Raw genomic sequence first — 12334 nt, forward strand, 5'->3', positions numbered from 1 at the left:
CTAAATTGATGGATTAAATTAAAACTGGTAGAGTTATTCGGAAGTACTTTAAAAATTAAATTATTCTTTAATACTAATTTAAATACTTTATATGTTTTACACTAAAAAAAAGAAAATGATACGATGCATAAAAACATCATTCTAAGACCCTATCCTCACAGTTAGGGATAAATGTACTAAAAATGTTGGCAAGGACGTCAAGGCCGCCGTCTAAAGATGCTAGGCGGGTATGGAAGGGCAGAGTTTATATCAAAAAAATGGCTGTTTTTGGAGAGATATTCCTAAAAAGTTTGGACCATGGAAGAGCGTATTGAATGACTTTAACAGGCTAAAGCATAGAGAGCATTTAAGCATTGATGGATAAACCTAGAGATATCCTCAAAATCAAGAGCGGAAAAGAGAAAAATCTTAGCACAAGAATTATGGATAGCCAGAGCGTGCACCCATGCTCTTTTAAACAATGAAGAGAAAGAGTATGATGGGGGCAAGAAAGTGGCGGGTAGGAAAAAGACATCTAGGAGTAGACACCTTGGGCTATCGGCTAAATAGTGATGTGCATAGCGCTAAGCCTCATGATAGAAAATGTGCCAAAAAAGTATTACTTTAGCTTGAAGAAAAAATTTCTAAAGCTCGTCAGAATTTTAGCGCATCAAGGATATCAAGGCGATCTACATCAGTAGGTTTATCTTCATACGTAAGAGGCTTGGCTTAGCATTGTAAAATAATAGCGACAGGTTGTAGAGTGTTCATTGGCTTGATTAGATCATTTTAGGAGGCTATTCAAAAATTATGAGCAGTCTACTTCATCAGCCAAAGGGTTTATTCAACTCGCTTTCACTAACATAATCCTCAATAGATTAAAAAAATGGTTTACGTGACTTTTTTTGAGTTTACGTATCTCTACAATGCTTTAAAACAGTGCTTTTTTGAACCTAATTCAATATGATTTACTATGTAGTCAGTTATTAACTACGCACTTTACCCCGCCCCCCGTGATGCTTTTTATTAACGAAAAATTGCTTATTTTTGTAATCTCAAAGAAGTTTTAGAAAACAACTGAAAAAAATTTTTAGACTACATAGATAAGAAATATCTAAAAAGTCTGAATTAAATTTTCCACACTTCATTGTTACAAAACATTAGTGCTTTATCTAATCCTTCAGTGGAAATATGATGCGCAGCTTTTGGGTCAACCCATCGATGTACAGAAAGATGATTGGATATCAAATCTTGGTAGGTTAGTTCCATAGCTTCAAGAGGGATCACAGAATCCTGTCTGCCATGATAAAGCCAAAAATTTGGAAAAAATATAGGAGGTGTGCGAATTCGATAAAATCCTGAAAATCCTAAAATTGCTGCACAAGTTACGTGAAATAATCCTAAGTGACAAGCCAGCGCAGCACCTTGAGAAAATCCTGAAACTACCACAGGCACAGAAGACTCTATAAAGGCCTGAAACCGTTTTGCCACCTGGCGAGCAGAGCGTTCGATGGCGTACTGTAAGGCTACTGAATACCCTTTAGTATTTATCAAGTCCTCCGAGGAAAAAGCTGCTAAAGAAAACCACTGTCGTCCTTTTCCGCTGGGATCTCCTTCAAACGTTTCATGTCCCTGCGGAATAAAAACGGTTAAATGTGGATTTTTTTTTTGAAAATATTGTCCACACTGAAATAAGTTTTCTCCATTGGCCCCGTATCCGTGAAATAAAATAAGCCTGGCTTTTTCTGTTTTGGTAGCGCGCAGTAAAAGATCTTTCATAGTATTAAGTCTTTAAATGAATTTTGGATTCTCAACCCTCCTACAGAATACATGATACTGAACCTTCACAATAAATCAAGATTATTTCTGTAAATGATTTTTAACCTTTATCAGATTTTAAAAAAATAATAAAAAAAATTAATTAATGATATATTTTGTTCAAAAAATAAAAATTATTCTATAAATATATACATTTATTTCATTATTAATAGAGTTTATATAATAAAATCCCCGCTCCAATAGAATATTTTAGACTGCCTATAAAGGGGTACGATATAGTAAATTTATATATATAGTGATTTAGCTTGTATATGAGATTTAAAAGAATTGAAGTAAGGCCTTATATCATTTAGTACTGTTATAGTCTAATCCATCGTTTCATGTGCGACCAGAATATCTCAATGGAGTCCAGGTCAGGCGAATATGGCAGTAAAAACACTAGCTCGCAGCCAAGTGATTCATGTTAATTCTTGTGTCTTATAAGCGTTATGAAATGAGGCATGATCCATAATCAGGCCGGAGTTTAGCGCTTTGACTCAACGCTGTTTATCCCCCAATGATTAAAAAAATTTCTATTGCAAGACCCGTTATGGCTGGTATAGATGCATTATTGCAGCGATACTATGGGTTTTTTTAAAATATATAACACATTTTTTACAATCAGTTTTTGCTTCTCTTACTTCACCCTATGTCTTTGAAAATCCTCATCTTTATACCGCTCTCGTTACTCTATACAAGATTTTTAGGCGCTATATGGTTAATTATTTCTTAATATTTATTCACAAGCCTGCCTTAGAGGTAAAGGTTTTTTTATCGCTAAAGTCTCACTTTTTAAGCCTTCTATAGACAAAATCAATGCTTGCGTTAAATAGCTCTGCTCATATTTTATGTTCGTTATTTTTAATCTATATTTTTAGTTGATTTTGAATTTTTTTTCCTGTACTCCATAATCGTGCTTGAGTATTCCTTCTTTTTTTTCTAGCGTATTCACCTTCTACTTACGCACCATAAGCTATTGTTGCGCGCGTCTTTTGATCATTACCTAAGTTGATGTATTCTTTTCCTCTTTTTTTAATTCTAGGTAGTATTGTCTTCTTGCCAGCTCTATTGTCTTTGTGTCATCTTACTTAATTTTATACCACATATAATCCCATTTTCAAGCTAAATTACTATAAAAGAATTTTTACCATGAAATTTATAGGTGTAAAAACACTTATTGCATTTTAGGTAGTATAAGAGTAGAAAGTTAAGCGCTTTTACTGAAAATTTTTTCTTGTTTGTCTAAAAACATTGTACAAAATAAAGTTAATATTTTCAGTAAAAAATTTTGTTGACAAAAATAATTTTTTATTGTACTTTTAAAAAGTAATTTTTTATTCACTTTAATGACTATGAAGTTAAAATATATCTATTTTTTAATGATAATAATGAGTATAGGAGCTTTTGCTCATAATGAAAAAGAATTTTTGGAGGAGCTTGAAGCCTTTCATGCTCAAAATACGACTAAAAGCGATAAAATAAATTCAAAGGATTGGAAAGAAATAAAAAAATGCTTAACAGAGTATTTCGGTAAGGTTCAGACCCCTTATCTGGATGAGTTTAAAGAAAAATCAAAGAAGTGTATTATAGAAAGCATAAAAGATAAGAAAGATAAGAAAAATAAGAAAAATAAGAAAGATAAGAATCGTTATGATGTGGTAAATACCTTTAAAAAAAAGCTAACAGAAGCGATCCCGACTTATTTTATTTCCGGGTACGACCTAGATAAGCAATTTCAGCCTAAACCGCCAAACACTTCTGAACAAATTCAAAATATTAAGAAGGCTGAAGATCCTATAGTTAATATGTTATCAGAGAAAGAAAAAATTCTGCTAAAAACAGAGTGTCAAAACGCATTACAAACACTTCGAGAGAATAGTAACATTTTGAAAAGAAAAATAAACGCGGAAGATTGGAAAAAAATTGAACATTTTGCGTTAAACACGTTAATTCCCTCTCTTGAATCTGGAAAAACAGACGGCTTTATAAAAGCTTTAACAAGATTTATTAGCGACATTGCCGTTTCGGCAGAAGGAACAAAATTGGAAATCGGTTACGGGCATGTTCAGGAGCATATACAAGAAAAGCTTGCCAAATTTTTTCCTCAAGGCGTTACTCAGCAAGATGAAAAAGCTCAAGGCGTTACTCAGCAAGATGAAAAAGCTCAAGGCGTTACTCAGCAAGATGAAAAAGCTCAAGGTGGACAAGCGCAAAAGGTTATACCAGAAGACTTTTTTAAAAAACATCAAGAATTTCTAAAAGACAACGGTTTCGACAAAGACGAAATCAAGAAGAAGATCACTAATGTACTGGACTCTGGCGGTTCGGAAGAAAAGGTTTTGGCTTTACTTAAAGCGTGTGAACAGGAAAAGCTAAGTGTCGAACACTTTCATGATGAAAAACTCATCGACGACAACACCCGTAAAGATCAACTTAAAAAAAGATACGACGAATTGCTTTCTGAATTAGAAGTTATGACATTGGAGCTTAAAGAGCAGTCACAAAACGTTGTAGAAGATAGAACCGACGATAAACAGGCTCAAACGGTTATGAAAAAAGACTTTTTTGAACAATATCCAGAATTTCTACAAGACGAAGATATCTTCACACTGGATATCAGGCAAGCGGTCCAGAACACAATGAACTTAGGGGGGGAGAGAGAAAAAATTCTTGATTTACTTACACAATACAAAAACCTGCCGCTAACTTCGAACTTGTTAGTTGGGCAAACGGACATCGATCTTAGTATATTGCAAGAACAGAAAAACATTCTGTTTGTTCAATTAGAAAGCATACAATCTCCAATTCAAGGTAAAGAATCGCTACAAAAGAAAGACTTTGTAGACAAGAAAGTAGCCGTGCAGACAGTAGATAAAGAAAAAGTTGCGCTCTGGGGGAATGATATCTTTTATATCGAACAGGATATAGAGGATAGTCTATTTGTAAAAGATGCGTGGCCGAAAACAAAAAATTGGATGCTTAAAAAACTTGAAAATTTTTCTGATGACGACTTTAAAACTTGCGCTCTTCTCTTGCAAGAGAGTATCAACGTTTTTATTAGTATGCAATATGACCAATATAATCAAAGTGTTCTTTCTCAAAGTAATTTTAAAAAATTAAATTTTCACGATATAAAAGGAACTTTTGAGCTTGAGCGTGAATTTTTATCAAATAATGAAGAAAAAAAAGCCTCTAAAGACAGTCATAAGCAGTTCGAGTAAATTTAAAAATTTCAGAGTTGTATCTCTTTAAATACTGTGCTCTATTAAATTTATGAAGCACAGTATCTTTAGACATGTACTGGATTTAAGAAACGAGTTTTTAGTGGACCATAACGTTTTTCTGGGAAAAAGCCAAGCCCTCAGTAGTATAAAAGTGTTGGATAAAATCTTTATCCTCCAGGATACAAAATTGAGGGTTTTTTATCCATGAATTTTAGGTATAATAGAGTTACTATGTCATATTTTAGATAATATATTATGGATCCATTAGCGCAATTTCAAGTAAAAACATTATGTGCTTTGCGATATTGGGGCATAGATATGTCCATCACAAATTCCTCAGTATACATGATGGTCGCAACCGGACTTATTTTACTCTTTTTTAAATTTAGCTTGCGTCGTGCCTCTCTCTACCCATCCCGTTGGCAAAGTGCTGCAGAACTACCCATATCTTTTTTAGAAAGTATGGTTCAGGAAGTGAATGGCGTTAGCGGTATGCCTTTTGTATCATTGATCAGTTCTGCGTTCTTTTTTGTACTGATGGGGAACCTGTTGGGACTTTTTCCCTATGCCTTTACCATCACAGGGCAACTAATTGTAAATTTAACCTTAGCACTCATTCTCTTTGTTTTTGTAACCGGTCTAGGTGTTTATCGTCAAGGCACTGGATATATTCGGATTTTTTTTCCTAAAGATGTTCCCTGGCTCATTGCTCCTGTATTGGTACCCATTGAAATTATTTCTTATCTTTCTCGCCCTGTAAGTTTGTCGGTGCGATTATTCGTAAACATGTTGGCGGGACACAGTATGATGAAAATTATTGGTACCTTTGTGGTAATGATGGGGCCTTGGGGCGTGATTCCTATGGTGCTCAATATAGTCTTCACTGGGTTTGAATTTTTTATTGCATTTCTACAGGCCTATGTTTTTGCTATTTTAAGTTGCATCTATCTTAATGATGCATTGCATGAACATTAACCAGAAGCTTTAAAAGCGCGCTGCCTCTTTTTTCCGGATGGAGAATCGGGTTGTTAAGTTATAAAAAATCATAAGGATCCATATCGGTATGTAAGCGAAGCCAGGAAGGAACAGTAAACGTATTGAGGGTGTTTCGGATATAGTCTTGTAGTCTATAATTTTTTGGACTTTTGACAAAGAGTCTCCACCGCCAACGTCGACGTAATGGGTTGATGGGGGAGGGTGCGGGACCTAAAATCTCTACCGACGTGTTCTGAGGAAAATGCTGTTTGAGGAGTAAAGAATACTGATGTACAGAATTTTCATCTATTCCTGATACCGTTAGGGCTGCAAGACGCACGTAGGGGGGGAAATGGTATTTTTTTCTAGTATCCAATTCTTCCTGTAAAAATCCTTGAATATGATGGCGCTCCAGATACTGAAACAAAGGGTGCTGAAGTTGAGAAGTTTGAATGTAGGCGTTTCCTGGAATGTCTCCGCGACCAGCTCGGCCCACAACTTGGCACAAAACTTGGTAAAGACGCTCTCCACTGCGTAAATCTAAATGACTTAGAGCAAAGTCTCCATCTACAATGCCTACCAAAGTTAAATTAGGAAAGTGATGTCCTTTTGCTACCAGTTGGGTCCCAATGAGAATATCATATTGCTGATTTTGAATTTCTTCTAACGTTGTTTGCAATAACTTTGAGTTGCTGCACACGTCACTGCTCAATATACATGTGCGTGCTTGGGGAAGAAACGATTGGACTTCTTGGTTTACTTTTTCTACGCCTGCACCCCATATACGTAAGCTTTTTTCTCCCAAACACTGGGGGCATCTTTTGGGAAGCGGCATCTTGAATCCACAATAGTGACAGATTAATATAGGGTGTGGAAGGTAATGTACGCTTAACCATATACTACAACTTCCACAAGACGCTCGGAATCCGCACTGATAACAAATCCAAAGATTTCCATACCCTCTCCGGTTTATAAATAATAAACTTTGCTCTTGTTTTATAAGGTTTTGTTGTAACGCTTCTCTCAAAGGTAACGTGAGTAAGTTTTTTGAAGAAACTTTTTCTTGTTTTATGTCCAATAGATGAATTTTAGGAAGTTGGGCGTTTCCATATCTCTGAGACAGTATAACGTGGCTATAACGATTGTGTTGAATATTCCAATAACTTTCTAAGCTCGGGGTGGCTGACATTAAAAGACACGGTATGCTTTCTTTGTATCCGCGCGAAACTGCCATATCTCTTCCGTGATAAGGAGGACCTTCCGCTTGTTTATAGGATCCGTCGTGTTCTTCATCCACCGCAATCATTCCCAGATTGCTGTATCCCAACATCACTGCAGAACGGGCCCCAATGATAACAGAGGCATATCCTGTTAAAATGTTCCATCCATGAAATTTTCGGGCTTTAGAAGATAATCCTGAATGCCATATTCCAATAGGGCCCGAATAATATTGTTGGACACGCTGAATCCATTGTTGACACAAGCTAATTTCTGGAACGAGGATGAGAACTTGCTTTCCTGCATCAAGGACATCTTTCATATAGGCTAAGCATACTTCTGTTTTTCCTGCTCCCGTAATTCCTTCAATGAACGTGGTGGAAGAGCCTATATGGCCTAAAGAAGCTTCTTGATGGTCGGTTAAAAAAGGTGTCGAACAAAAAAAAGATTGTGTACTCATTTCCTTGCAAGAAAGATGGGCGTTGTTTATCCAGGTGTGTACTCGCCGTAAGCCATAGGCAAAAACCCATTGCGCAAAGGTTCCCGGCCAAGGGCATTCACGAAGAGTATTAGAAAAAGAGGGGGTACATTGCAGCACTGTAGAGGGCCATTCTAATATTTCTGGTACAGGAAATACCATACGTAATACACTTCCTAGAGGAATTAAGGTGTAATCTGAGCACTGACGTAAAAACGCAATAAATCCTGGAGATCCTATCCACTGAGAATAAACCTCAATAACCTCCTTTAGATTAGGCACTAAAGGCGCACCTAACTCCCAAACCATTCCCCAAAGGACTTTAGAGCCAAACGGTACTTTAACACAGTTTCCAATACGCACCGGTATTGTGGTTTTATAGCTAAAAAAACGAGAGCTGTGAATGGGAAGTAGAACGGATATGATCTCCGGCTTAGGAAAAGGTTCCGAATTTACATGTGTGTCTATGAGAGCGCTCATAGAGAAGAACGGGGATGAAATTTCTTGTGTATGCTACTTAATGCTTGGGGACTAATATGAAGATATTGTTGAGTAGATCGCAAAGATACGTGCCCCAATAAAGTTTGAATATCGCGCAAATCTACTCCTTGATGTAAAAGATGGGAAGCAAAACTGTGCCGTAAAGCATGGGGTGTCGTGTGGTGTGCAAGTCCTAATGCACTTCTCAAAAACCGAAGACGTTTTTGTAAAACGCACGCTTGGAGGCGTTTTCCTCGAGTGCCTAAAAAAAGGGGTAGGGGTATATCTTTTTGATATCCATAAGGACAGCTTGTTAGATAGGATTGGACAGCAGTACGCACTTCTTCCAGTAAAAAAATGGAGCGTGCTGTGTGGCGTTTTCCTTGAATGGTTAAAAGCCAAGGATCTTGGAGGGGCCAATGGCTTCGGTTTAAGCTTAGGGCCTCATGAATACGTACTCCCGCACCGTACAATAAAAGGATAAGACTGTAATCTCGAAGATCTTCCCAGGGAATAGAAGAGGATTGTGAAAGAGCATTAGGTTCTTTTTCTAACGAACAACCTGAGGTGTGTTCAATAGTCTCAGGGTAAAAATTCTTTATTAATCGACGCGTTTGATATAAAGAAAGCGCTTTAGGTAATGATGTACGGCACTTGGGACGCTTAAGCTTCTCGTAGGGAATTTCTGTGACTAATGTCTTCGTCTTGAGAAAAGCAAACCAGAACTTAAGGGCAGAAAAGGCGATGGCATTGGTTTCTTTCTGTACTCCCTGTCCCATACGCCAAGCAAAAAAACTACGGATATCTTGATGCGTAACATTTTGAAAAGATGTGTGTTCTATGGGTTTTCCCCAGTGCTGAGTCAAAAATTCCAAAAAAGAAAAAATTTCTTGTTTGTATCGTGTCAAGGTTAAAACGCTTTTTTTTTTGGTATGTATCCCCCAAATTTTAAATTCCTGGAACATTTCGGGATACGTAAGAAGAGAAGAGGTCATGATCTACTACGGGTTGGAGGTGCTTTTTTTTCAAAACGCCCTCCATGTCTGAATAATTCTTTTAAAAACTCTTTTCTGTGAGTGGAAGGCAAAGCGGTCTCTTTTAAGGCGATTTCTAAAGAGTGTGTACCAGAATTAGGAATATATTTTGCAAGCTTTCCGTCAGCCGTAAACAGCAAGGCAAATCCCTGATTTTTTTCAATGGAAGGAGCAAAGAATGCAGAGGTTTCCGTAAAAAGATTAAAATAATACCAAGTGTGTTGATCGAAACTCAATACAGAGGAAGCAGGCCCGATCAATTTTTCTACCTGAGCCTTGTCTAAAGTGCCTACTCCCTGTTGTATCTGGATAAGGTCTTCTGGTGGAATAACGCGGCCTCGCACATTGCGTTCTGGATCACATCCGAACAATAAACAACTTGTCAGCAGTATCTTTAAAGATATATTCTTCGTGGTGGTTATCAATTCTAGTATACCCCATTCCTCTAAATTTTTCTTCAAGGATGCCATGATCTCACTAAAAATACAAGATTTCTTTTCTAAGGTTTTGTCTTTAAGAGTTAAATTATTTAGATAGGGATCATAATCTAGAATTTGGAGTGCACGTTATGTTTGAAGAAATAAAAAATTAAAAGGAGCATCTACCACAGGAAAGAGAATAATGATAAACTATTTAACTATAGTAAAAGCAGTTGAATTATAACATATTAACCCATTGTCTGATGTAAGCCTTGATATAAGTCAATTTTTTTTCTAATCCATTGCTTCGTATTGGCCCAAGATTTGTCTATTGAATTCAGATTTGGTGAATATAGTAGTCAAAAATCAGCCTACACTCAACAAATTTGATTAATTCTCTTTTGTTTTCTGAGACTTGTGGAATTAGGCATCACTATAATCATCATTTGGCTGGGTTTTAGCGCTTTGATTCAATGCTGCTCTCCCCAATCATTAAAAATATTCATAGTGCAAGAGCAGTTAAAACCCATGGATGCTATGGATTTATTATTCCAGTTATACTAAGAGCTCTTTTATAATAGTTTCTACGCGTTTTGCCTACAGACTGTTTGCTTTTTTTACTCTATCCACTATTTTTGAAAATCGCCATATCAGTAACACTTTGATCACTATATACAAAACTTTGCTTCGGTATATTTATTATGACTTCTAGATATCTATCTCGCTTTTCTTCCTGTTATTGCCTAGAGGAAAGAGTGTTTTTATCACTCAATCCTAGTTTCTTGAATACAGTTGTGGTATATACTTTTGCGTATCGAACACTCATATCGAATATCTTTCGCTCTAGTATTTTCATTATTATTTTTAATAAATCATTCTACCTTTGAATAATCCAGCCTAAGTTTATATTCTAAACATTCTTTAGCATCGTATTTTTCTTCTTTCTTATATCGATCACCTCAGTTACTAAGTGTATTTTTGTGTACCTCAAACATTTATGATACTTTTTTGTGTTGGTTTTTTTTCAGGGAATGTATTTCTTTTTTTCTTAACGCGGTACTTTATAGGCTTGTGTGGACATTCATTTTATCCTACCATGCTTTTTTACCTAATCCAAGCTGATCTACTATAATCAATCAACTATAAAATAGTTATAGAGAATCGCGCGTTAATTGAAGAATTTTTAGAACGTCTTATCTGTTTAGCGTGAGCTCATTGTTTTTCAATGGGATTAAGGCCAGGAGAATAAGGAGGAAAGTAAAGCATGCCAGCATCTTTAATTATTTTCTGTATAGCTTGACCTTGATGGAAGGCAGCATTATCCAGGACAACACCACAGTTTTCTGGGATATGAGTGAATAGCATTTCTTCTACCCAACACATCAATACCTCTACAGAACCCGTACGTAATCTAATTACCTTTAAAACTAGATCTCATTCAAGCGCTTGTAGACATTTGTTCTACTTTTGGCACCCCAATCCTGTTTTCCGTAACAACCCTGCTCTTTTACAGAATACCCGTGGGTTTTTTGCATATCATGGACAACTCCACGTTTATCAACTTTGCTGTTTAATTCATTACGGTTTTGGCACAATAGAGATATTTTTTCTGGATCCGCCTTTGGATGATTTAAGTTTTTTTATCGCGACCCCCAAGGCATCCCAGGACTTTCAAAATTCCAACAGTGCTAACCCCACGCTCTGGCTGATAAGCCTCAGCATCCGGCTTAGAGCGAACTAAGTTCGGTTCTAAATGCGTACTCCTTCTATAGTCTGCTGCCCCATTCCAAAACGCTTACCAGAGTCCTCATAGCTCACCCCTTCTTTCTGTTTAATTCCTCAACCCTTACGACGAAAATCTCATAAATACGACTCGTGTTAATGGAGTATTTTACACAATAAAGAGCACCTGCTCATGGCGAATGCTTCTTAAAGATGTTCCGCCATACTCCTCTGTATATTCGTTTTATCGAAAATGCAGGATCAAAGGAATATGGAAAAAAGTACTGAGCAAGTTTGTTAAGATACGTCAAATCAAGGCTGGTGGAAGTGAACACCCGAGCGATCGCAGGATTGATTCACACAGTGTCAAAACTGCCGGGGCTTGTGAACAACGCGGCATTGACGGAGGAAAAAAAGAGACGTAAACACCATAGTATTATGGATACACAAGGCACTCTAGTGTACGGTACTGTTCATGAAGCTAATCATCGTAGGGGGTTCAATGTTTTTCAATATTCGACACTCAAAAGCGTTTGCGTTGATTCCGGGTATGGAGAGACTATGGTAGAGTTTGTGGGAAACGGTTTTAATAAGACAATTGAAATTTCAGAACGCATATCTCCAGAATGAGCTGTGTTCACCAGAAGATAGATCGTTGAACGAACCTTTTCTTGGCTCAATCATTATCCAAGATTGTCAAAAGAGTAGGAAATTGCTGTAGAAGCTTCCGAAAATAAGGTGATGATCCCTCATTCTATGCGATTATTAAGGCGGATCGCTAATCCGCTCTAAAACATAACTATTGTATAAGACTCTTTTTTTTTGCTAAATGCAGTGTTCTCCATAACACCAACAAACATCCCAGAGTAAAAAAAGCACATAAAAAATAAACTGCTGAAATCCCAAATACTTTCAACGTTATCTGATCACAAGAAACACTGGGCTGAGATAAAAAATCTTCCATTTGCGCATTTAAGGTATCCCCTA

13 protein-coding genes and 1 pseudogene are annotated in these 12334 nt (G+C 36.7%); 6 read left to right on the forward strand and 8 right to left on the reverse strand.

The features are described 5' to 3' along the window. The first annotated feature begins 229 nt into the window (after nt 1-229). On the forward strand, nt 230-364 hold the full coding sequence (locus tag HCUR_RS09910) for a transposase (RefSeq protein WP_104207307.1): 135 nt from the start codon (nt 230-232) through the stop codon (nt 362-364). A gap of 111 nt (nt 365-475) precedes the next feature. Next, complete coding sequence (locus HCUR_RS09915; RefSeq protein ID WP_279337786.1) at nt 476-607, forward strand: hypothetical protein; 132 nt, start codon at nt 476-478, stop codon at nt 605-607. Between the two features lie 500 nt (nt 608-1107). Here HCUR_RS09915 and HCUR_RS06650 read toward each other — a convergent pair whose 3' ends face one another. Both HCUR_RS06650 and HCUR_RS10330 read right to left on the reverse strand, forming a co-directional pair. Continuing rightward, nucleotides 1108-1758, reverse strand: coding sequence for an alpha/beta hydrolase (locus tag HCUR_RS06650; RefSeq protein WP_104207308.1), 651 nt, complete (start codon nt 1756-1758; stop codon nt 1108-1110). A gap of 358 nt (nt 1759-2116) precedes the next feature. Beyond that, nucleotides 2117-2200 (reverse strand): annotated as a pseudogene (locus HCUR_RS10330) (transposase); the annotation flags it as partial. A gap of 949 nt (nt 2201-3149) precedes the next feature. Here HCUR_RS10330 and HCUR_RS06660 point away from each other — a divergent pair. Further along, a complete protein-coding gene (locus HCUR_RS06660) occupies nt 3150-5018 on the forward strand; it encodes a hypothetical protein (RefSeq protein ID WP_165780840.1) in 1869 nt (622 codons plus the stop codon). A 258-nt stretch (nt 5019-5276) separates the two neighbouring features. Then, complete coding sequence (locus HCUR_RS06665) at nt 5277-5996, forward strand: F0F1 ATP synthase subunit A (protein ID WP_104207311.1); 720 nt, start codon at nt 5277-5279, stop codon at nt 5994-5996. A 58-nt stretch (nt 5997-6054) separates the two neighbouring features. Here the strand turns inward: HCUR_RS06665 and priA are convergent, their stop codons facing one another. The 5 genes from priA to HCUR_RS09300 form a co-directional block, all read right to left on the reverse strand. Continuing rightward, the gene (gene priA, locus HCUR_RS06670) at nt 6055-8172 is read right to left on the reverse strand and encodes a replication restart helicase PriA (RefSeq protein ID WP_104207312.1); all 2118 of its coding nucleotides are present in this window, start codon (nt 8170-8172) and stop codon (nt 6055-6057) included. Further along, nucleotides 8169-9167, reverse strand: a complete 999-nt coding sequence (locus HCUR_RS06675; protein WP_104207313.1) for a tyrosine-type recombinase/integrase — start codon at nt 9165-9167, stop codon at nt 8169-8171. The genes priA and HCUR_RS06675 overlap by 4 nt, the downstream gene beginning before the upstream one ends. Next, on the reverse strand, nt 9164-9667 hold the full coding sequence (gene bamE / locus HCUR_RS06680) for an outer membrane protein assembly factor BamE domain-containing protein (protein ID WP_165780841.1): 504 nt from the start codon (nt 9665-9667) through the stop codon (nt 9164-9166). The genes HCUR_RS06675 and bamE overlap by 4 nt, the downstream gene beginning before the upstream one ends. Before the next feature lie 1170 nt (nt 9668-10837). Beyond that, complete coding sequence (locus HCUR_RS06685; protein WP_104207315.1) at nt 10838-11008, reverse strand: transposase; 171 nt, start codon at nt 11006-11008, stop codon at nt 10838-10840. A 44-nt stretch (nt 11009-11052) separates the two neighbouring features. After that, on the reverse strand, nt 11053-11220 hold the full coding sequence (locus HCUR_RS09300; protein ID WP_207760971.1) for a hypothetical protein: 168 nt from the start codon (nt 11218-11220) through the stop codon (nt 11053-11055). A gap of 267 nt (nt 11221-11487) precedes the next feature. Here HCUR_RS09300 and HCUR_RS06690 point away from each other — a divergent pair, with 267 nt between their 5' ends. Continuing rightward, nucleotides 11488-11772, forward strand: coding sequence for a transposase (locus HCUR_RS06690; RefSeq protein ID WP_104207316.1), 285 nt, complete (start codon nt 11488-11490; stop codon nt 11770-11772). Next, nucleotides 11732-11977 (forward strand): transposase, encoded by a 246-nt coding sequence (locus tag HCUR_RS06695; protein ID WP_129591968.1) that lies wholly within the window; start codon nt 11732-11734, stop codon nt 11975-11977. Before HCUR_RS06690 ends, HCUR_RS06695 begins: the two co-directional genes overlap by 41 nt. Nucleotides 11978-12146: 169 nt before the next feature. On the opposite strand, the gene HCUR_RS08830 is transcribed toward HCUR_RS06695, so the two are convergent. Continuing rightward, the coding region (locus HCUR_RS08830) for a hypothetical protein (RefSeq protein WP_207760972.1) at nt 12147-12334 on the reverse strand (188 nt) is incomplete at its 5' end.

It is taken from the genome of Holospora curviuscula, assembly GCF_002930195.1.
GTDB classification, from domain to species: domain Bacteria; phylum Pseudomonadota; class Alphaproteobacteria; order Holosporales; family Holosporaceae; genus Holospora; species Holospora curviuscula.